General features: G+C 62.1%; 20 protein-coding genes and 1 pseudogene. 11 read left to right on the forward strand and 10 right to left on the reverse strand.

The features are described from left to right. Positions 1-255: 255 nt before the first annotated feature. From B0W55_RS23580 to B0W55_RS23590, 3 genes are all read right to left on the reverse strand, one after another. Positions 256-495 carry a DUF1652 domain-containing protein gene (locus B0W55_RS23580; RefSeq protein ID WP_077048314.1) on the reverse strand — a complete coding sequence of 80 codons (240 nt, stop codon included), beginning with the start codon at positions 493-495 and terminating at the stop codon, positions 256-258. A 108-nt stretch (positions 496-603) separates the two neighbouring features. Further along, positions 604-1,503: a polysaccharide deacetylase family protein gene (locus B0W55_RS23585; protein WP_077048315.1), complete on the reverse strand. Its 900-nt coding sequence runs from the start codon at positions 1,501-1,503 to the stop codon at positions 604-606. A gap of 139 nt (positions 1,504-1,642) precedes the next feature. Next, the gene (locus B0W55_RS23590; RefSeq protein WP_077048316.1) at positions 1,643-2,590 is read right to left on the reverse strand and encodes an ABC transporter substrate-binding protein; all 948 of its coding nucleotides are present in this window, start codon (positions 2,588-2,590) and stop codon (positions 1,643-1,645) included. 296 nt (positions 2,591-2,886) lie between these two features. Here B0W55_RS23590 and B0W55_RS23595 point away from each other — a divergent pair, with 296 nt between their 5' ends. The 5 genes from B0W55_RS23595 to B0W55_RS23615 all read left to right on the forward strand — a co-directional run bounded on the left by B0W55_RS23595 (position 2,887) and on the right by B0W55_RS23615 (position 6,886). Further along, entirely contained in the window at positions 2,887-3,873 is a 987-nt protein-coding gene (locus tag B0W55_RS23595) for an aliphatic sulfonate ABC transporter substrate-binding protein (protein ID WP_077048317.1), read from the forward strand. Between the two features lie 62 nt (positions 3,874-3,935). Continuing rightward, complete coding sequence (locus tag B0W55_RS23600) at positions 3,936-4,766, forward strand: ABC transporter permease (RefSeq protein WP_077048318.1); 831 nt, start codon at positions 3,936-3,938, stop codon at positions 4,764-4,766. After that, entirely contained in the window at positions 4,763-5,476 is a 714-nt protein-coding gene (locus tag B0W55_RS23605; protein ID WP_077048319.1) for an ABC transporter ATP-binding protein, read from the forward strand. Before B0W55_RS23600 ends, B0W55_RS23605 begins: the two co-directional genes overlap by 4 nt. 196 nt (positions 5,477-5,672) lie before the next feature. After that, positions 5,673-6,353, forward strand: coding sequence for an SOS response-associated peptidase (locus tag B0W55_RS23610; protein ID WP_077048320.1), 681 nt, complete (start codon positions 5,673-5,675; stop codon positions 6,351-6,353). Between the two features lie 260 nt (positions 6,354-6,613). Next, entirely contained in the window at positions 6,614-6,886 is a 273-nt protein-coding gene (locus tag B0W55_RS23615) for a hypothetical protein (protein WP_077048332.1), read from the forward strand. A gap of 179 nt (positions 6,887-7,065) precedes the next feature. Here B0W55_RS23615 and B0W55_RS30870 read toward each other — a convergent pair whose 3' ends face one another. From B0W55_RS30870 to B0W55_RS23625, 3 genes are all read right to left on the reverse strand, one after another. Continuing rightward, a complete protein-coding gene (locus B0W55_RS30870; protein WP_175645552.1) occupies positions 7,066-7,221 on the reverse strand; it encodes a hypothetical protein in 156 nt (51 codons plus the stop codon). Positions 7,222-7,286: 65 nt separating this feature from the next. After that, positions 7,287-7,598 carry an AzlD domain-containing protein gene (locus B0W55_RS23620; RefSeq protein ID WP_175645554.1) on the reverse strand — a complete coding sequence of 104 codons (312 nt, stop codon included), beginning with the start codon at positions 7,596-7,598 and terminating at the stop codon, positions 7,287-7,289. Beyond that, the gene (locus tag B0W55_RS23625) at positions 7,598-8,296 is read right to left on the reverse strand and encodes an AzlC family ABC transporter permease (protein WP_077048322.1); all 699 of its coding nucleotides are present in this window, start codon (positions 8,294-8,296) and stop codon (positions 7,598-7,600) included. Before B0W55_RS23625 ends, B0W55_RS23620 begins: the two co-directional genes overlap by 1 nt. A gap of 131 nt (positions 8,297-8,427) precedes the next feature. On the opposite strand from B0W55_RS23625, the gene B0W55_RS23630 reads away from it, so the two are divergent. After that, on the forward strand, positions 8,428-9,345 hold the full coding sequence (locus B0W55_RS23630) for a LysR family transcriptional regulator (protein WP_077048323.1): 918 nt from the start codon (positions 8,428-8,430) through the stop codon (positions 9,343-9,345). 3 nt (positions 9,346-9,348) lie between these two features. On the opposite strand, the gene B0W55_RS23635 is transcribed toward B0W55_RS23630, so the two are convergent. Further along, positions 9,349-10,902, reverse strand: a complete 1,554-nt coding sequence (locus B0W55_RS23635) for a sensor domain-containing diguanylate cyclase (RefSeq protein WP_077048324.1) — start codon at positions 10,900-10,902, stop codon at positions 9,349-9,351. A 187-nt stretch (positions 10,903-11,089) separates the two neighbouring features. After that, entirely contained in the window at positions 11,090-11,617 is a 528-nt protein-coding gene (locus B0W55_RS23645) for a DUF3087 domain-containing protein (RefSeq protein WP_077048326.1), read from the reverse strand. A 214-nt stretch (positions 11,618-11,831) separates the two neighbouring features. Here B0W55_RS23645 and ppnN point away from each other — a divergent pair, with 214 nt between their 5' ends. The 4 genes from ppnN to B0W55_RS23665 all read left to right on the forward strand — a co-directional run bounded on the left by ppnN (position 11,832) and on the right by B0W55_RS23665 (position 15,496). Continuing rightward, positions 11,832-13,205, forward strand: a complete 1,374-nt coding sequence (gene ppnN / locus B0W55_RS23650; RefSeq protein ID WP_077048327.1) for a nucleotide 5'-monophosphate nucleosidase PpnN — start codon at positions 11,832-11,834, stop codon at positions 13,203-13,205. Between the two features lie 262 nt (positions 13,206-13,467). Beyond that, the gene (locus B0W55_RS23655; protein WP_077048328.1) at positions 13,468-14,202 is read left to right on the forward strand and encodes a response regulator; all 735 of its coding nucleotides are present in this window, start codon (positions 13,468-13,470) and stop codon (positions 14,200-14,202) included. Beyond that, positions 14,192-15,097, forward strand: coding sequence for an MBL fold metallo-hydrolase (locus tag B0W55_RS23660; protein WP_256576383.1), 906 nt, complete (start codon positions 14,192-14,194; stop codon positions 15,095-15,097). The genes B0W55_RS23655 and B0W55_RS23660 overlap by 11 nt, the downstream gene beginning before the upstream one ends. 174 nt (positions 15,098-15,271) lie before the next feature. After that, complete coding sequence (locus B0W55_RS23665) at positions 15,272-15,496, forward strand: hypothetical protein (RefSeq protein WP_077048329.1); 225 nt, start codon at positions 15,272-15,274, stop codon at positions 15,494-15,496. A 694-nt stretch (positions 15,497-16,190) separates the two neighbouring features. Here the strand turns inward: B0W55_RS23665 and B0W55_RS23670 are convergent. Both B0W55_RS23670 and B0W55_RS23675 read right to left on the reverse strand, forming a co-directional pair. After that, the gene (locus tag B0W55_RS23670) at positions 16,191-17,615 is read right to left on the reverse strand and encodes an FAD/NAD(P)-binding protein (protein ID WP_077048330.1); all 1,425 of its coding nucleotides are present in this window, start codon (positions 17,613-17,615) and stop codon (positions 16,191-16,193) included. Between the two features lie 197 nt (positions 17,616-17,812). Beyond that, positions 17,813-18,376, reverse strand: a complete 564-nt coding sequence (locus B0W55_RS23675) for a helix-turn-helix domain-containing protein (protein WP_077048331.1) — start codon at positions 18,374-18,376, stop codon at positions 17,813-17,815. Between B0W55_RS23675 and B0W55_RS23680 the strand changes: the two are divergent. Next, positions 18,371-19,403 (forward strand): annotated as a pseudogene (locus tag B0W55_RS23680) (DMT family transporter). The gene B0W55_RS23675 and the pseudogene B0W55_RS23680 overlap by 6 nt on opposite strands. Positions 19,404-19,579: the final 176 nt, after the last annotated feature.

Genomic DNA, 19,579 nt, shown 5'->3' on the forward strand with positions numbered 1-19,579 from the left:
GAGGGAGTTTACTCCCGCTCGGCTGCGCAGCAGTCGTAAAGCCTGTGCATGCGGTGTGCCTGAAAAAATGGAATGCCAGGGTTTGGGGCCGCTTCGCAGCCCAGCGGGAGCAAGCTCCCTCGCCACGGGGGTTGGATCAAACATCGAGTTCATGCAGCAATTGCTTTTGTGGCGAGGGAGTTTACTCCCGCTCGGCTGCGCAGCAGTCGTGAAGCCTGTGCATGCGATGTGCCTGAAGAAATGGGGTGTCAGGCGTCAGCCCGCAAACGCCCGGCGACCCGCGTTCATCTCGGTGCGCAATTCCCCCACCAGCTCGGATATGGCGCGCACGCTGGTCAACTGTTCGGTGGAGACACCGCTGATCAGCAGTTCGACCCGCCCGCTGACAGGCTCATAGACCTCGATTCGCAGCAGGCCGCCGCTCTCGGTGCATTCGCAGGACAACGGTGTGAATCCGGACTCCACAATGTTGCAAAGCACTGAAATGGGAAGCATGGCAGGTGCCTCGGGTGACGGTTGATCAGATCCAATGAGAATAGATGCGTTTTGCTCTCTCTGCGCCAGAAAAAAATGCTACCCACTTCTCACTTTTCAAGGGTTTTCTCAATCGGCGTTGCGGTTCCAGATCCAGTTCCAGAAACCCGGCAGTTTCACCGGCTCAGAACTGTCCCGCACGGTGCGCGCCATCGCTGCCCGTTGCAGCGCGGCGGTGTCGTCGTAAAACGGCTGCTGCGCCACCTTGACCCCTGTGGCCTGGGCGCTGTCGAGCAGGATTTGCAGGTACTCGCGGGTATGCCGGGCGGTGTAGCGATTGAGGTCGTGGAAGGTCACCACCACCGGAATCACCCCATCAACCACCGGCAACTCACCCAGGGCGATGCGCTCACGCACTTCGGACATTGAACGCAGGAAGTGCGCCCGGCGCCGCGGGCTGGCGTTGAAGCCCCAGATCTTGCCGTCATTGGCGCTCAGATCGGTCAACAGCACGTGCAGGCCATGCTGCTGATAGGCCGCGAACGTGCGTTTGTCATAGTTCCAGAATGGCGGTCGCAACAGCGTCGGCGGCGCGCCGGTGATAGCGGCGATGTCGGCGCTGCCGTTGGTCAGCGCTTCTTCCAGTTCCTGGGGATCGAGGGAGCGGTGATTGGTGTGCGAAGGCGTTGCCGTGTGGAAGGCCAGGATGTGCCCGGCGTCACGTTCGTGGTGCATCACCGCACGACCGATATCACTGTTGCCGGCCCGCGTGGCGCGGGTCTGCACGAAAAACACGGCTTTGATGTCCGGCTGCAGCGGATTGCGCGCCAGGCTGTCGAGCACGGTGTCGGTGGGGTTCCAGAAACTCGAGGCGCTGGGGCCGTCGTCGAAGGTCAGCAGGAAGCGCACCGGTGGTTGAGCTCGCAAACGATGTTCGGTCTGCGGCGTCATTTCGATGGGAGCGGCGATACAGCCCAGCAGACTGACCGCCATGGCGCACGCCGTTAGAACCTTGACCCACTGTTTCATGTTTTGCCTTAAGCCAGACCGTCGCGGTCAACCCTTCAAATGGCAAAAATCCTTCGCCCGTTCATCCTGCCAAGGCCCGCAGGCAGCTGCGGGCCGAGGTTGGATAAGGGTACACAGTGTTTGGTTCCTGCGCTCGAACCTACTGGGCCAGGGCCTGCTGGAAAGAGCCGTCGATGATCGGCGCCGTGGCCAGTTCGCTCGGCAGCGCCTTGACCTTGAACAGGAAGTCGGCGGTGCTTTGCAGGTCCTTGGCCGCCTGCGCATCCACCGGGCCGACGGTCATGTGCGCCTGGCGCAACCAGTGGCGCGAGACGTTCTGATCGAGATTGGCCTTCTTCGCCCACAGATCGGCGTATTCGTCGGTGTTGGCATCCACCCAGGCCCGAGCCTTTTTCAGACGCCCGAGGAAGTCGGCAATGGCTTCACGCTTGCTGTCGATCGACGGCGTCGAGGCGGCGATGGCGCTCAAACCGGGCATCAGGTTCTTGGCGGTGAGGATCGGCCGCGCGCCGGAGAACAGGATCTGCTGGGAAATGTAGGGTTCCCAGACCGGGAAGGCGTCGATGCTGCCCTGGGGCAACGCGGCGGCAGCATCGATCGGCATCAGCTTGACGAAGTCGACGTAGTTTTCCGGCAGGTCGGCTTTTTCCAGGGCACGCAGGGTCAGTTGCTGGCTCCAGGCGCCGGGCCAATAGGCGACTTTCTTGCCTTTAAGATCTGCGATGGTTTTCACCGGCGAGTCCTTGGGCACCAGCAAGGCGATGGTGTCCGGGTTCTGCCGCGACACGCCAATCAGCTTGACCGGCGCCTGTTTGGCGGCGAGGAACAGAAAGCCCGAATCGCCGAGAAAGCCCAGGTCCAGCGCCCCGGTGTTCAGCGCTTCGGCCAGCGGCGCGGCGGCCTGGAAGTGCTTCCAGTCGACGGTGTAGGGCGCATCCTTGAGCACACCCGAGGCTTCCACCGAAGCGCGGATGTTGTAGTAATTCTGGTCGCCGATGTGCAGGACGACAGGTTCGGCGGCGTGCGCCAGGGGCGCGGCAAACAGGGCGCTGGTCAACAGACCGCGCACGAATCGGGACAGGTTCACTGGAGGCTCCTCAAGGGTGGATGACATAGACCATAACGCTCTTATAAATCGATTTTTAAATTCGATTTTTGCATAAGCTAATCCCCCCTACCGTCCAGTGTTCACCCAGCAACAGTGGATGGACACACTGTTGCCCACCCAACATCTCTCCCGCGCCATAACCGTGGCAAAGCCCCGGAATCTGGTGATTCCAGGCACATGGCACAGAGCCTGCAATATTCCCGATATGCAGGAAGAATTCGCTGAAAATAATTTTCTGGATATAAGAAACCCGCCGCCTTGCCCGGAGCCGTCCCATGAAACCCACCTCGCATTTTCCTTTCATCAGGTCTGTGCTGAGCGCCTGCGCCCTGGCGCTGAGCCTGCAACCCGTGGCCCAGGCCGCTGAAGCGCCGCCAGCCGAAGTGCATCTGGATTACGCCTACTACTCCCCGGTGAGCCTGGTGCTCAAGCATTTCGGTTTTCTGGAAAAGGCCCTGCCCCAGACCAAGGTCGGCTGGGTGTTGAGCCAAGGCAGCAACCGCTCGCTGGAGTACCTCAACAGCGGCGGCGTCGACTTCGCCTCCTCTGCCAGCCTCGCCGCCGTGCTCAGCCGCGCCAACGGCAGTCCGATCAAATCGGTGTACGTCTACAGCCGCGCCGAATGGACCGCGCTGGTGGTGCGCAAGGATTCACCGCTCAAAACCGTGGCCGACCTCAAGGGCAAGAAAATCGCCGCGACCAAGGGCACCGACCCGTACCTGTTCACCCTGCGCACCCTGCAGCAGGCCGGCCTGAGCAAGGACGATGTGGAACTGGTGCACCTGCAGCACCCGGACGGTCGCACCGCCCTGGAAAAAGGTGATGTCGACGCCTGGGCCGGACTTGATCCGCACATGGCCGCCAGCCAGGTCCAGGCCGGCTCGCGCCTGCTGTACCGCAACACCGACTTCAACAGTTACGGCGTGGTCAGCGTCACCGACACCTTCGCCAAGGAGCATCCGCAGACCATCGACACCGTGCTCAAGGCCTACGAGCAGGCCCGGGAATGGGCGGTAAAAAATCCGCAAGAGCTGGCGCAACTGCTCGCGACCGAATCCGGCCTGCCGCTGGAAGTGGCCAAGCTGCAACTGTCGCGCACCGACCTGAGCAATCCGCAGTTGAGCACCCGGGACGTCATTGCCTCCAAGGCTGCCGCGCCGATTCTGGTGTCCGAAGAATTGGTCAAGCGGGGTGTGAATGTCGATCAGGTGATCGATCAGTTGATTGACACCGGTTTCAAAGAAACCGTAGCCCGTCAATAAAAGCGAAGGATCGCCGCCTGCTGCCGCGGGCTGCGATTTTTTGCGCGTGTCTGGAGCCTCTGATGACCAGCAAAACCAAATCGCTGCCCCTGGCACTGCCGGCACCGCATCGACTCAGCCAACACTGGCATCTGCGCCTCAAAGGCCTGGCGCTACCGGCGCTGATCCTGCTGGTCCTGGAACTGGTGGTGCGCATCGGCTGGTTGCCGTCCTACCAGATGCCCGCCCCCAGCGAAATCGCCCTGACCTTGCGCGACCTCGCTGAAGGTGCGCTGTGGAAACACATCAGCGCCAGTCTGTTGCGGGTGCTGCTGGGTTTCGCCATCGGTGCCGGCCTGGCTCTGGTGTTCGCCGCCTGGGTCGGTTTGAGCCGTGAAGCCGAAGCCTGGCTGGAGCCAACCTTCGCCGGCCTGCGCTCGATTCCGAGCCTGGCGTGGGTGCCGTTGCTCCTGCTGTGGCTGGGCATCGACGAAACCTCGAAAATCGTCCTGATCGCCATCGGCGCGTTCTTCCCGGTGTACCTCAACGGCGTCGCGGCGATCCGCAACATCGACCGCAAACTGGTGGAAGTCGGCCAGATGTACGGTTTCGGCCGCGCGCGGCTGGTGCGACGGATCCTGTTGCCCGCCGCCCTGCCCGGCCTGTTCACCGGGTTGCGCAGTGGCATGAGCCTGGCCTGGATGTTCCTGGTGGCCGCCGAACTGATCGCGGCGACCAAGGGCCTGGGCTATCTGCTCAGCGACGGTCGCGAAACCTCGCGCCCGGACATCGTGCTGGCGGCGATCATCGTACTGGCGCTGCTGGGCAAACTCAGTGACGGCCTGCTCGCCAGCCTGGAAAAACGCTGCCTGGCCTGGCGCGACACCTTCAACGGCCAGGGGACCGAGCCATGACCGAGCACTTGCTGGACATCCACGTCGAACGCAAAACCTTCGCCAGCACCACCGTGCTCAAGAACATCCACTTGCAGTTGCAACCCCGGGAAACCGTCAGCCTGCTGGGCCCCAGCGGCTGTGGCAAAAGCACCCTGTTGCGCATCGTCGCCGGGCTGGAAAAGGATTTCCAGGGCACCCTGCGCCGCGGCGCTGGCGAAGTCGCGTTCGTGTTCCAGGAACCGCGGCTGATGCCCTGGCTGACGGTGGAACAGAACATCGGTTTGAGCGCCGACGACCGCTACGACAAGGCCTGGGTCGCACAGTTGATCGAGGAAGTCGGCCTCGGCGGTTTTGCCCAGGCCCTGCCCAAGCAATTGTCCGGCGGCATGGCCCAGCGCGTGGCCATCGCCCGTGGTCTGTATTCGCGACCGCAAGTGTTGCTGCTCGACGAACCCTTCAGCGCGGTGGACGCCTTCACTCGCATGAAACTGCAGGACTTGCTGCTGCAATTGGCCAAGCGGCATGCCATCGCCCTGCTGCTGGTGACCCACGATGTCGATGAGGCGCTGTACCTCAGTGACCGGGTGCTGGTCATGGACAATCGGCCCAGCAGCATTCGCCAGGAAGTGGCAGTACCGCTGGCTCACCCCAGGGATCGTCGGGACCCGCTGCTGGCGCAGCTCAAGGCGCTGTCGTTGACCGAGTTGCAGCGGGCGCATGTGATCTGAAAGGCGTCACATAGCCTGGCTGGCGATAATGATCTGGCCAACGTCTTCGCGAGCAAGCCCGCTCCCACATTTGAAACGCGTTCCCCCGGTGGGAGCGGGCTTGCTCGCGAAGGCGCCCTCCGGATCACCGCCCACCCAAAGCCAGACACTCGCATCCAGCATCTATGCTGAACACTCCAACCGGAGGATTCGCTCGATGTGCGGTCGCTTGTCGCAATACCGGGGCATTCACGATTTCGTCGCGGTGCTGAGCATCCCCGACGCGTTGATCAATCACGTCGGCGACCAGCCATTGGCCCGCTACAACGCGGCGCCCACCACGCAGCTGGCGCTGTTGCATCTGGAACAAGACGGCCTGCACGCCGATTCCCAGCGCTGGGGCTGGCGGCCGCATTGGGCGAAGGACCGGGCGGCGCCGATCAATGCCCGGGTCGAGAAAGTGGCCCACGGTCCATTCTTCCGCTCGATCTGGCCGCACCGCGCGATCTGCCCGGTGGACAATTGGTTCGAATGGGTCGACGCCGGGGATGGCACGCGCCAGCCGTGGCTGATTCGACGGCGCGACCGCCAGCCGATTTTCTGTGCGGCGATCGGGCAATACCCCGAGCGCGGCGCGGCCCCCCGTGACGACGATGGCTTCGTCATCATCACCGCCAACAGCGCCGGTGGCATGCTGGACGTTCATGACCGGCGCCCCGTGGTGCTGTCGGCGGAACTGGCTCGGGAATGGCTGGACCCGGCCACGCCTAAAGAGCGCGCCGAGCAAATGGTTCTTTTGCAGGGGGAAGACAGCGATGTCTTCGAGTGGTACCGGGTCGACAAAGCGGTTGGCAATACCAGGAATCAGGGTGCGCAATTAATTGAAGAGCTCGTTTGAGCTGGCAATAACGACAGCCATGGAGCAATAACTGATCTGCCAGTAATGGGAAACGTTACAACTACTGTTTCAACTCATTAACAGTTATTAAAACGCACACGTTTCGTGCATTACCGCTTGTCCGACAATCTTTGGCTCGTAGTTACATTTGCAAAGACTACCGCTAGCATTCGGGCCGCATTTCTATTGGCGTCATGAATTGACCGAAGAGTCAGCCTCCATTGAAATCCCGTAAACAATGAGCCTTGCAGAGAACCAAATTGCGCGACGATTTTGTAATGAATCCAGTCGTGAGTCTGTCGCGCGTATATCTTTCGCCGACAGAACACTACCAACTCGACTCTTATATCGGCCAATACATCAGAACCCGAAACCTGCAGTCACTCCCTGACATCGACAATGTCCTGAGTTCGACACTCAAAGACTATCCAGGCAGGCCGCCAGTGATGGTCAATGAATTGAATGCCTGGATCGACAAGACCCTGGGCTACCGGGCCTCACACCCCGAAGTGTTGTCGCTGGACGACTTTTGATTGCAATGCGTCCCCAGAGGCATGATGTAGGAGCGAGCATGCTCGCGATGGTCGTCAACGATGACGCTGGGAGCCTGAATGCCCGCAGTGTCCTGACATTCTTCGCGAGCTTGCTCGCTCCTACAGGGATATGCGTTCACCTTGGTCGAAAACCAAAGGATATGTCCACAACCCCCCAATCAAGGCTTCAGCGGCCTCTCGACATCGCGGTCCGACAACTCCCGACTGTCATCATGTTTCCACGTCTTCTCCGCCCGTTTCTGTCGCTCGATCTCCTCTTGCGTAGGCTCATCCACATCTTCATCCAGATCAGGACGCTTGGGTTCGTTGGCCATGTTCACCTCTCTTCCTGAAGGGACTGTTGATCAACTTAAAGCGTAGAACACTTTGCAAAACTCAATTACGACCACCACCGCAGCAAAAAGAAAAACCCCATGCTCAACAGCATGCTGAGCAAGGTGTTACGGGTGTACAACACCAGCCCCACCGCCACCAGCGAGCTGATCAGATAAGGATTGTCCCACTGCAGATTCAGCTGCTTTTCGGGCATGAACACGATCGGCCCGCAGATCGCCGTCAACATGCCCGGCACGGCAAAACCGAGAAACTGCCGGGCATTGCTGCTCAGGCGCACCGGCAGGCGCGGCTCCAGAAACACATAGCGGTTGAGAAAGACCAACACACCCATGCCGAAAATCACTGCCCAGACCATCATGTGCGTCCACCGTAGAATTTGTTGCAGACAAACCCGGCGGTCATCCCCGCCAACCCCGACAGCACCAGCGCCGAGCCCCATTGCCAATAGCTGAACAGCACCGAGCAGAACAACGACACCGCGACACAGACCACTGTCGGCACATTGCGCACCACCGGGGTGATCAGCGCGATGAAGGTGGCGGCGATGGAGAAATCCAGGCCCAGGTGTTCAAGCCCGGGAATGCTGCTGCCGAGCACGATCCCGGCCAGGGTGAAGAGGTTCCAGGCCACGTAGAAGGTCAGGCCCACCCCCAGGGCATACCAGCGGTCAAACTGTTGTTTGTCGTGCTGGCTGGTCAGTGCGAACAGCTCGTCGGTGAGCAGGAAGCCCAGCCCGATGCGCCAGCGCCCCGGCAACGGCGAGATCACCGAACGCAGGCTCATCCCGTACAGCAAATGCTGTGACGTCAGCAGCAAGGTCGTCAGCAGGATCGAAAAAATCCCCGCCCCACCCTTGAGCATGCCGATGGCCACCAGTTGCGCGGCGCCGGCGAACACGATGCTCGACAGGCCCTGGCCTTGCAGGGGGGTGAGGTTGGCTTCGATGGCCATGGAGCCGGCCAGCAGCCCCCAGGGCGCGGTCGCCAGAGACAGCGGCATGATCGCCGCGGCGCCGCGCAGAAATGCCGTGCGCGGCAGATGTAAATTGGACATAACGCTCTACAACCGGGAGAAAGACCTGAGACTGTGCCAGCAGTCGCAGGCCGTGGCTTGAACAATCTTGCGCATTGCCATGAAACTGTCGATTCGCGCGCTACCGCCCACGATCTCCCGAGAACCCAAACATGCTGTCGATCGAAGACCTCACCCTGCTCGAAGCCATCCGCGAAACCGGCAGTCTGTCCCGGGCCGCCGTCCGGCTGGGCAAGGCACCGTCGACCGTGTCCTACGCCGCGCGGCAACTGGAGGAGCGCTTCGACGCCCTGCTCTTCGACCGCCGCCGCTATCGCCTGCAACTCACGCCCGCCGGTGAGTTGCTGGTCAACGAAGCCTCAAGGCTGATCGAAGACGTCTCGCGCCTGACCCAGCGGGTGCAGCAAGTGGCCAATGGCTGGGAGAGCCGGCTATGGATCGTCACCGACGAATTGCTGGAGTTCGAAAGCCTTATCCCGTTGATCCAGGCGTTCGATGACCTGGGTTCCGGCGTGCCGCTGCGGGTCACCCAGGAGGTACTCAAGGGCGTCTGGGAAGCGTTGCGCGAGGGCCGTGCGGACCTGGTGATCGGCGCCACCAACGAACCGCCGGCGATTGCGTCCTTGCGGTGGATGGAACTGGGGGTCATGGAGTGGGTGTTCGCCGTCTCGCCCAAGCATCCACTGGCCAAGGCCAAGGAACCGATTTCCCGGGCCACGGTGTCACAGCACCGGGCGATTGTGGTGGCAGATTCATCCCGAACCACCGAAGGTCGAACCTATGGTGTCTCGGGTGGGCAACCGGTGCTGGCGGTGGCGACCATGCGCGCGAAAATCCTCGCCCAATGCGCGGGGTTGGGCGTGGGCTGGCTGCCCAGGCACCGCATCGGTTCGTTGTTGAGCAACGGTACCCTGATCGAAAAGCAGATGGCCGACCCACGGGAGCCGAACATTTTGTATGCCGGCTGGCGCGGCGATCATGACGGGCGGGCCCTGAACTGGTGGCTGGAAAAACTCAAGCAGCCCCACCTGGCCAATCGATTGGTGCAGGGCATAGACGCGTTCACCTGAAGCTCAGTTGGCAATCACGCTCATGTTCCGCCCACTGGCCTTGGCCACGTACAGCGCCTTGTCGGCGGCGCCGATCAACGCCTCGGTGCTGGTCTGCGCCACAGGATCGTAACCGCACACGCCGACGCTGACCGTGATCACCCCTTCCGGACTGTCGACATGCTGCAGGCTGGCCGCCATCACCGCGCGACGAATTTTCTCCGCTACCAGAAATGCCCCCACGTAGTCGGTGCCGGGCAGCACCACGGCAAACTCTTCACCGCCAAAGCGCGCGGCCAGGTCGCCCGGGCGCTTGATGTGTTCGGTGATGATGTCCGCGATCTTGCGCAAGCAGGCATCACCGGCCAAATGACCGTAGTGGTCGTTGAACGCCTTGAAGTGATCGACATCGACCATCAACAGCGCAAGCCCGGTGAGATTACGCAGGGCTCGGCCGGTTTCCGACTGGATGAACAGATCGAACTGGCGACGATTGGCCAGCCCGGTGAGCGCATCCTCCAGCGCCAGCAACTCCAGGTTGCGGTTGAGCTCGAGGAGTTTTTCCTGGGAGCCGAGCAGCTCGACCTGAATGCGGTTCTGCTGCCTCATCAGCTTGATCAGGCGATAGCCGAGCACCCCCAGAAAGGCCAGCAGAACCGACACGATCAGCGCGCTGAGGATCGACTCGTTACGCCAACTGGCCAGGACCTCGTCCTTGTTCAGCGCGGCGAACACAATCAGCGGATAGCCCTCGACCCGACGATAGCCCACGACTCGCTCGACGCCATCGATGATCGATTTGATGGTCGCGGTGCCGGCGCTGGCGCGGGGCAGCAGTTGGGTGAACAGTTGGCTTTTGGCCAGGCTGCTGCCGATGTCGGCTTCATTGAAGGGACGACGGACGATAATGCTGGCATCGTCAGCGATCAGGTTGATGACGCCGTTGTTGCCCATGTCGATGCTGTCGTAGAGCTCAAGGAAATGGCTGAGGTAGATCGTCGCCAAGGCCACGCCGGCGAAACTGCCGTCGGGATGGTTGACCCGTCGCGACACGGTCATGATCCACTCGCCACTGGAGCGGCTCTTGATCGCCGGGCCGATGTGCGGCCCACGGTCCGGGTGGTCACGGTGATAGATGAAATATTCGCGGTCCGAATTGTTGGCGACGCTGACCTCGGCGCCATTGGAATTGGCCACCCACTGCCCGGTTTCGTCATACACGAACAGGCCATGGAGCTGGCTCAACTCACTGCGCTCGGCACGTAGCAGGCGCTGCAGGCGACTGATCTGGTCGGGGCCACTCCCTTCGTTTTCCAGGCGATCGACCAGGGCAAACAGCAAGGTATCGGCCTGCTTGATCGACGCCTGCGCCTGGGAGGCCAGGGTCTGCGCCAGGTTGGACATCGCCACCTGCTTGTCCTGCAGGTGGTACTGCCGCGAGTTCCAGGCCTGCCAGATCACGATCAGTGCCATCGACAGGCACACGGCAACCAGCAACGTCACGGCCGAGCGCACCTTGAGCCGGGCGATACCGGGTCGGTTTTTTTCGATACGCTGGTAAATGGCCGGTTGCCCCATGACGCTTCTCCGTGATTGTTATGAAAAGTCAGGCTTCCCGCCTGATTCTCCTATCTGTAAGAGCGAGCTTGCTCGCGATGGTCGGCAACGATAACGCTGGCAGCCTGATACCCCACGGTGCTCTCAGGTTTTTCGCGAGCATGCTCGCTCCTGCAGTTGAAGCGTTGAAGGGTAACGGCGAACAAGACTAGACCGATGTCCGCTTGACTGCCTCCAGCCACGCCGGGTCCAGTCGTGTCTGGTCAGTGTCCATGCCCAACGCCTGCATACGCGCCTCGTGTTGCTCCATTTCCCGGCGCAATTGCCCATGATCGCTGGAGTTGCCGTCCAACTGGTGCATCTGGTCCAACCCCAGGTGGTAGAAACGCAGCAGCTTCATCGCGCTTGGATCACCCGCCTCCACGGCTGCCGTCACGTGGTGCATGACATTGGTGACACTCATCAGACTGCGCTTGAGCTGCCAGCCGTACACCGCCGGTGCCATCCACGGCTGAGTCCAGAACACCTTGCGCATCAGTGCGGCCATCACCAGTACCGCGGCAAACACGCCGCCGATATTGAACCGCAGGTTGTCGCCGCCGGGTTCGCCGAACACCGTGACCGCCGAGGTCGAGAGCACCATGGCCAGCGCCAGGAAAATCACGGCGATGATCAGCGTGCTGCGCCGGGTCTGTTGCCGATAGGTCTGGGCGTTCATCGGCTGGATGTCGAACATTACGTCGGGTTTCCTTCAATGGCAGGCAAAAAGACTGCGCGCATTATCGCCTCATCGAGGGATTTAGCTATGCTGGGGCTCCTTTTCATCTTTTCATCGTCAATCGGGGACATGGCGAGACCGCGCAGTTCGTGCCATCTTCTTTCATGGATACACACTATTCGGATGCCATTGGTTGTTTGTTCAGCAATGGCATCGTTTTAAGGATCACTGAATGACCCAACGACAAGTAATCAACGCTTCGGTCAGCCCCAAAGGCAGTCTGGAAACACTCTCGCAACGGGAAGTGCAGCAACTGAGCGAAGCCGGATCCGGCAGCACCTACGACATCTTTCGCCAATGCGCCCTGGCCATCCTCAACACCGGCGCCCACGTCGACAACGCCAAGACCATCCTCGAAGCCTACAAGGACTTCGAAATCCGCATTCACCAGCAAGACCGCGGCGTACGCCTGGAGCTGCTCAACGCCCCGGCCGACGCCTTCGTCGATGGCGAAATGATCGCCAGTACCCGCGAAATGCTGTTCAGCGCCCTGCGCGACATCGTCTACACCGAGAACGAACTCGACAGCCAACGTATCGACCTGAGCACCTCCCAGGGCATCAGCGACTACGTCTTCCACCTGCTGCGCAACGCCCGCACCCTGCGCCCGGGCGTCGAGCCCAAGATCGTGGTGTGCTGGGGCGGGCACTCGATCAACACCGAGGAATACAAGTACACCAAGAAAGTCGGCCACGAACTGGGCCTGCGCAGCCTGGACGTGTGCACCGGTTGCGGCCCCGGCGTGATGAAAGGCCCGATGAAAGGCGCCACCATCGCCCACGCCAAACAACGCATCCACGGCGGCCGCTACCTGGGCCTGACGGAACCGGGGATCATCGCCGCCGAGGCGCCGAACCCGATCGTCAACGAACTGGTGATCCTGCCGGACATCGAAAAACGCCTGGAAGCCTTCGTGCGCGTCGGCCACGGCATCATCATCTTCCCGGGCGGCGCCGGGACGGCCGAAGAGTTCCTGTACCTGCTGGGCATCCTGATGCACCCGGAAAATGCGGGGCTGCCCTTCCCGGTCATCCTCACCGGGCCCAAACACGCCGCGCCGTACCTTGAGCAACTCGATGCGTTCGTCGGCGCCACCCTGGGTGACGCGGCCAAGCAGCATTACCAGATCATCATCGACGACCCCGCAGAGGTTGCGCGGCAGATGACCGCCGGGCTCAAGGCGGTGAAGCAATTCCGTCGCGAGCGCAACGACGCGTTCCACTTCAACTGGCTGCTGAAAATCGACGAAGGCTTCCAGCGCCCGTTCGACCCGACCCACGAAAACATGGCCAACCTGAAACTGAGCCGCGACCTGCCGCCCCACGAACTGGCCGCCAACCTGCGCCGCGCGTTCTCCGGCATCGTCGCCGGCAACGTCAAGGACAAGGGCATCCGCCTGATCGAACAGCACGGGCCGTACCAGATCCGTGGCGACGCAGCGATCATGCAGCCGCTGGACCTGCTGCTCAAAGCCTTCGTCGCCCAGCACCGCATGAAACTGCCCGGCGGCGCGGCGTATGTGCCGTGTTATCGAGTGGTTGCCTGACTGTGAAGGGATAGAACACGAGCCGAAGCCTTTGCTTCGGCTTGTTGTTTCTACGCAGATTTCAGCTTCAACGAATATCTATTGTGGGAGCGGGCTTGCTCGCGAAAGCGTCGGGTCAGTCAATACCCATGTTAAATGTGCAGCCGCCTTCGCGAGCAAGCCCGCTCCCACAATGGATGGGTGACATGCGGGAGGCAGCGCGATAAACAAAACCCCAGCGTTCCCTTAAAATGCAACCAACGAAGAACAAGAGAATCGTCCCATGGACCACGTCAACCACATCCTGATCGTCGACGATGACCGCGAGATTCGCGAACTGGTCGGTAATTACCTGAAAAAGAACGGCCTGCGTACGACAGTGGTTGCCGACGGCCGGCAGATGCGCAGTTTTCTGGAAACCAACCAGGTCGATCTGATCGTGCTCGACATCATGCTGCCCGGCGACGACGGCCTGGTGCTGTGCCGCGAATTGCGCTCGGGCAAGCACAAGGCCACGCCGATCCTGATGCTCACTGCGCGCAACGACGAAACCGACCGCATCCTCGGCCTGGAAATGGGCGCCGATGACTACCTGACCAAACCCTTCGCCGCCCGCGAACTGCTGGCGCGGATCAACGCCGTGTTGCGTCGCACGCGCATGCTGCCACCCAACCTGCTGGTCACCGAAAGTGGCCGCATGCTGGCTTTCGGCCGCTGGCGCCTGGACACCACCGCCCGTCACCTGCTGGACAAGGACGACACCCTGGTGGCCCTCAGCGGCGCCGAATACCGCCTGCTGCGGGTGTTCCTCGATCATCCGCAGCGGGTGTTGAGCCGCGACCAGTTGCTCAACCTGACCCAGGGCCGCGACGCCGATCTGTTCGACCGCTCCATCGACCTGCTGGTCAGCCGCCTGCGCCAACGACTGAAGGATGACTCCCGCGAAGCGGCCTACATCAAGACCGTGCGCAGTGAGGGCTACGTTTTCTCCTTTCCGGTGGAAATGCTTGAGGCTTGACGTGCGGCGGCTCTGCACCGGCCTGCTGCTGGGCGCGGTGCTGTGCGTCGGCCCGGTAAAAGCAGCAGAGCCTCTGGAATTGCTGGTCCTGGGTTCAGGCGGCCCCGGCGCCGGTGGTCGTGCCGGCGCTGGCTATGTGCTGCTGCTCGACGGCACGCCGCGGATTCTGCTGGATGCCGGACCGGGCACCTTCGTCCGCCTGGGCGAGGCGCACCTGGACCTGGGTCAACTGGATATCGTGCTGCTGACCCATCTGCACGTGGATCATGTGGCGGAGCTGCCGGGCATCGTCAAGGCGCGGGCCGTCGCGTCGCGAGCGGACATCCGCTTCAAGGTGTTCGGCCCCAGCGGCGATGCGCCCTTCCCATCGACTCGGCGCTACATCGACCTGATGTTCGGCAGGGATGGCGCGTTCGCGTATCTGCAGGACTTCGCCGGCAGCGTCGGCTTCGACACCACCGACCTGCAAGGTCTCACCGAGATGACAACCCTGCTCAGCCAGGACGGCCTGGTGATCCGCGCCATCGCCGGCCACCATCGGGATGCGCCGGCAGTGATCTACCGCGTCGACTACAAAGGCCACAGCATCACCTTCAGCGGCGACATCGACGCCAATGGCCACGAAGCGCTGACGAAGATTGCCGAGGGTTCCAGCCTGTTGGTGTTCAACGATCCCGTGCTCGATCCACCGGATTCGCCAGCGGCGCTTTTCTTGCTGCATACCGCGCCCGCTGACATCGGCCGCATCGCCGCGGCCGCCCGGGTATCCGGGCTGTTGCTCAGCCACCTGTCCCGGGATGTCGATGAAGCCCACGATGCCGTGAGCCGATCCATTGGCCGCAGCTTTGCCGGGCCGGTGGTGTTTGCCGCGGATGGTTTGCGCGTCAGGCCTTGAAGCGTCTGAACGATCGCTGCCCCGTTGCACCCGACAACGCCTGCACAGGCCTACAGACCCAGTGATGGATCAAGATCACTGTCTTCGATAACAACTATTCCCAAGGGTGTTTTCTCATCTCGGCGCTCCAGCCCTACAGTAGACCCATCTTCTCACCACACTCTGGAGCACATCATGAAAAGCATCATCGGTATCGGTTTCGCCCTCTCGGTCCTTGGCGCCACCTCGGCCATCGCTGCCCCCCACGCCACCCAGGCAGTCGTTGCAGCAAACACCGTCAGCCAACCGGCCACCCTGAACGTCAACACCGTCAGCACTGACCGTCAGGATGTCCAGAAAGCAAAACTCTACGTCGCGGAAAACCGTCCTGAGTTCGGTTCCAAGTACCAGCGTTATTGATCAATAGCCGTGGGCTGTTTGAAACAGCAAACCCCGGGGGATCACGTCCTGCCGGGGTTTGTTTTTTGTACGGTTTCGTGAACACCCCCTGTAGGAGCGAGCTTGCTCGCGATGGAGGCCAACGATGACGCGGGGGACCTGATGCCCCGCGGTGACCCTGCGTGCATCGCGAGCGAGCTCGCTCCTACAGTTGACCGCGTTTCCCTGTGGGAGCGGGCTTGCTCGCGATGGAGGCCAATGATGACGCGGGGGACCTGATGCCCTGCGTTGCCCTGGCGTTTTTCGCGAGCGAGCTCGCTCCTACAGTTGAGCGCGTTTCTCTGTGGGAGCGAGCTTGCTCGCGATGGAGGCCAATGATGACGCGGGGAACCTGATGCCCCGCGGTGACCCGGCGTTTTTCGCGAGCGAGCTCGCTCCTTCAGTTGACCGCGTTCCCCTGTAGGAGCGAGCTTGCTCGCGATGGTCGTTAAAGATGACGCGGGGGACCTGATGCCCCGCGGTGACCCTGCGTGCATCGCGAGCGAGCTCGCTCCTACAGTTGACCGCGTTTCCCTGTGGGAGCGGGCTTGCTCGCGATGGTCGTCAACGATGACGCGGGGGGCCTGATGCTCCGTGGTGTCCCGACGTGCATCGCGAGCGAGCTCGCTCCTACAGGGGGCAGTGTTCAGCTTGAAACAGGTGCCGCCTCGCTTGGTTAAGCCAGACGGGCAGCCAGCGCCTTGGCCTGGCTCGCCACATCGGTCACCGCCGTGCTCTCCCACCACATCCCACGCAACGGCGGGCCCATGGCGAACAGGCGGCTGGCGGGTTGGCCGTCGGCAGCGAGCACCGCTCCATCTGCCTGCGCGGCAATCCCCAACGCCAACGGCCCCGGTTTTATCAAGCCGCGCGCCAGCAATCGCTGGGGCAACGGCCGCGCCACTCGGCGCCAGTCATATTCGATGCCGCTGGAATTGATCAACGCCGCGCCACTGACAACCTCCGTTTGAGCCACGCCGCGACGACGAATGCGGATACTCACCTCACCGTTCCTCGAAGGCTCAAGCCCCTTGAACGAGGCCGCCTGAATACGCAATCGTCCTTGCGCGTGCAGGCGCGCCACCAGTTCAGCGCTCAAGGGCGGCGAGCGGTGGTGATGGCTCTCCCACCATGGCCGCACATGCCGCACGAATTGTCGGCGTTGCACGTCACTGGCCTGGTTCCACAGGCGGCCGACGTGTGCCCGCACCGTGTCCAGCGGGGCCTGCCAGTCAATGCCCTGTTCAATGGCCTGCCGACACTGTCGGCGCAGTTCCCGAACCAGCTGCCGCGGCGTGCGGATGCCGTGATCCTCGGCAAGAAAGTCCGGCCAGGCCGGTGGCTGCCGGCGGACATGGGGCAGCAGGCCATGGCGGGAAAACACGTCGATCGGCCCGCGATGACCGGCCTGTTCCAGGGACACCACGGCATCGACCATGGTCAGGCCCGAACCGATGATCAGCACCGTCGACTGCGGATCGAGCTGACGCATCGCCGTCACATCCCACGGGTCGAGCGCCGCCGCGTTCAGGCCGCTGGATTCGGTCTGCGGCGTGCGCGCAGCGGCAAACATGCCGGTCGCCAGCACCGCAAAAGCCCCGTGCAAGCGCTGACCGTCGCTCAAGGTCAGGCGCACCGCGTCGGCATCGCTCTGCAGGTCCACCACCTCGGCCCGCACATGCTCGACCGTCGAGCCGTTCAGCGCGCCCACCGCCTGCGCTTCAGCCAACCGCTGCTGCACGTACAGCCCGAAAATGCCCCGGGGCGGGAACAGTTCGCTGATCGGCACAGGCTGCTCATCGGACTCCGGCCAGCCACCGCCGGCGATGTATTCGGTCAGCCATTGGGTCAGGTCGTCAGCGTTGTCCGGGTCGACGCTCATGCGCGCCGCATTGCCGTTGAGGGTATGGCCCAACTCCACGGCGCTGTAAGCCTCGCCACGACCGAGTTCGGCCCGGGGTTCGACCACCAGCACCTGGCGACGTCCCGGCAGGCGCATCAGTTGCGCCGCCAGCATCGTGCCGCTAAGGCCGCCGCCGATGATCAGGATGTCCGCGTGACGGATGGCGTCGGTCGCCTGTCCGTTTTGAATGTCAGTCATGCCGTTCTCATTATCAGTGTTTGTCTGGTCAGCCATCGTGCTGATCGCTCCTGACGCCTGGCGAATCGCACCGGTAGAAACCGCAGACATCCTTTACGTTTTACACCGCAGACATCGTTTACAGGTATGAAGCACTAAAGAAGTGAAAGCAGCTTCATAACGACAAACTGTCGATCCGCTGTTTGGCAGGCAACCGTTCAGATCACCACGTTGCGCACGAAGCGCACCGCTACCGTCCCCTCGTTGCGATAGGAGTGCGGCTGGTTGCTGGCGAACATGTAGAACTCGCCGGCGCTGATGCGGTGCGGGACATCGCCGATCATCAGCGTCAGGCAACCTTCGAACACATAGAACTGCTCGCTCCAACCGTCGGCATCCGGCTCGGACGGGTAGTGCTCACCCGGTTCCAGGCGCCATTCCCAGAGTTCGACTTCACGGCTGGCGTTGGCCTTGGCCAGCAGCACGGCCTTGCTGCCGGGGATGGTGCCGGCCCAGGCCAGTTCGTTGATGCGGCTGTGGTCACGCACGTCGGGGGCCTGGATCAGGTCGCTGAACGCCACGTCCAGCGCCTCGGCCACGCGATCGAGGGTGGTCAGGCTGACGTTCTTTTCACCCGCCTCGATGGCCACCAGCATACGCCGGCTGACACCAGACTTTTCCGCCAGGGCGGTCTGGCTCATGTCCGCCGCATGGCGCAAGCGGCGAACGTTCTGACTGACGTGCTGCAGGACCGAAGCCCGTTGCGTGGAATCTTTGTGCACTATATTGCTCACTTGAGGGTGTTGCGCAGTATACTGCCCAACTTTCGGGCGCATTGTGCGTCCCCCCCACACAGTGTGCAAGATCATGACGTCGGCGAACTCCCCCCAGGCTTCCTCCCGTTTCCTGCGGCTCAGCAAGGCTGAGTGCGTGCTGGTGCTGATCACCATGGTCTGGGGCGGGACCTTTTTGTTGGTCCAGCATGCCATGACCGTCAGCGGGCCGATGTTCTTCGTCGGCCTGCGCTTTGCCGCCGCCGCCAGCATCGTGGCCGTGTTTTCGTGGCGCACCCTGCGCGAACTGACCCTGTTCGAATTCAAGGCCGGTGCCTTCATCGGCGTGGCGATCATGCTCGGCTACGGCCTGCAGACCGTGGGCCTGCAGAGTATCCCCAGCAGCCAGTCGGCGTTCATCACCGCGTTGTACGTACCCTTTGTGCCGTTGCTGCAATGGCTGGTGCTGGGACGTCGCCCGAGATTGATGCCGAGCATCGGCATCATGCTGGCGTTCACCGGTTTGATGCTGCTGTCGGGACCCTCCGGCGCGTCGCTGAATTTCAGCCCCGGTGAAATCGCCACACTGATCAGCGCCATCGCCATCGCCGCAGAGATCATCCTGATCAGCAACTTCGCCGGCCAGGTCGATGTGAAGCGCGTGACCGTGGTGCAACTGGGCGTGACGGCCATGCTGTCGTTCCTGATGGTGGTGCCGACCCAGGAGCGCATTCCGGACTTTTCCTGGCTGCTGCTGTGCAGCGCCCTGGGGCTGGGCGCAGCGAGTGCGGCCATTCAAGTAGCGATGAACTGGGCGCAGAAAAGCGTCTCGCCGACCCGCGCCACCCTGATTTACGCCGTCGAACCGGTGTGGGCCGGAATTGTCGGACGAATGGCCGGGGAACGGTTACCGGCGATTGCCCTGGTGGGTGCGGGAATGATCGTCGCGGCGGTGATTGTCAGCGAGTTGAAGACCAAGGGTAAGAGCGCGGTGGCCGAGGTCGAAGAAACGATGGAAAGTGATAGCGGCAGTTGAAAAACAGGATCAAAAGATCGCAGCCTTCGGCAGCTCCTTGGGAGAAAAAGGTCGAGCGTTAGCTCGCCTGCAGCTCTTGATCTTGATCCACCCGCCTATATCGGAAGGCTGAGCGGAGGCGTTCATCCGGGGATTGGCGCGCAGCGCCGTGGGGCGAAGCCGCACACATTGCATGT

This window comes from Pseudomonas sp. KK4, from assembly GCF_001984065.1.
Taxonomy (GTDB): Bacteria; Pseudomonadota; Gammaproteobacteria; order Pseudomonadales; family Pseudomonadaceae; genus Aquipseudomonas.

What these genes read in the sequence shown, in the direction of transcription:
- B0W55_RS23580 (WP_077048314.1), bottom strand. Translation starts at nt 495, where the DNA reads ATGCTTCCCATTTCAGTGCTTTGCAACATTGTGGAGTCCGGATTCACA.
- B0W55_RS23585 (WP_077048315.1), bottom strand. Translation starts at nt 1,503, where the DNA reads ATGAAACAGTGGGTCAAGGTTCTAACGGCGTGCGCCATGGCGGTCAGT.
- B0W55_RS23595 (WP_077048317.1), top strand. Translation starts at nt 2,887, where the DNA reads ATGAAACCCACCTCGCATTTTCCTTTCATCAGGTCTGTGCTGAGCGCC.
- B0W55_RS23600 (WP_077048318.1), top strand. Translation starts at nt 3,936, where the DNA reads ATGACCAGCAAAACCAAATCGCTGCCCCTGGCACTGCCGGCACCGCAT.
- B0W55_RS23605 (WP_077048319.1), top strand. Translation starts at nt 4,763, where the DNA reads ATGACCGAGCACTTGCTGGACATCCACGTCGAACGCAAAACCTTCGCC.
- B0W55_RS23610 (WP_077048320.1), top strand. Translation starts at nt 5,673, where the DNA reads ATGTGCGGTCGCTTGTCGCAATACCGGGGCATTCACGATTTCGTCGCG.
- B0W55_RS30870 (WP_175645552.1), bottom strand. Translation starts at nt 7,221, where the DNA reads ATGGCCAACGAACCCAAGCGTCCTGATCTGGATGAAGATGTGGATGAG.
- B0W55_RS23620 (WP_175645554.1), bottom strand. Translation starts at nt 7,598, where the DNA reads ATGGTCTGGGCAGTGATTTTCGGCATGGGTGTGTTGGTCTTTCTCAAC.
- B0W55_RS23625 (WP_077048322.1), bottom strand. Translation starts at nt 8,296, where the DNA reads ATGTCCAATTTACATCTGCCGCGCACGGCATTTCTGCGCGGCGCCGCG.
- B0W55_RS23630 (WP_077048323.1), top strand. Translation starts at nt 8,428, where the DNA reads ATGCTGTCGATCGAAGACCTCACCCTGCTCGAAGCCATCCGCGAAACC.
- B0W55_RS23635 (WP_077048324.1), bottom strand. Translation starts at nt 10,902, where the DNA reads ATGGGGCAACCGGCCATTTACCAGCGTATCGAAAAAAACCGACCCGGT.
- B0W55_RS23645 (WP_077048326.1), bottom strand. Translation starts at nt 11,617, where the DNA reads ATGTTCGACATCCAGCCGATGAACGCCCAGACCTATCGGCAACAGACC.
- ppnN (WP_077048327.1), top strand. Translation starts at nt 11,832, where the DNA reads ATGACCCAACGACAAGTAATCAACGCTTCGGTCAGCCCCAAAGGCAGT.
- B0W55_RS23655 (WP_077048328.1), top strand. Translation starts at nt 13,468, where the DNA reads ATGGACCACGTCAACCACATCCTGATCGTCGACGATGACCGCGAGATT.
- B0W55_RS23665 (WP_077048329.1), top strand. Translation starts at nt 15,272, where the DNA reads ATGAAAAGCATCATCGGTATCGGTTTCGCCCTCTCGGTCCTTGGCGCC.
- B0W55_RS23670 (WP_077048330.1), bottom strand. Translation starts at nt 17,615, where the DNA reads ATGACTGACATTCAAAACGGACAGGCGACCGACGCCATCCGTCACGCG.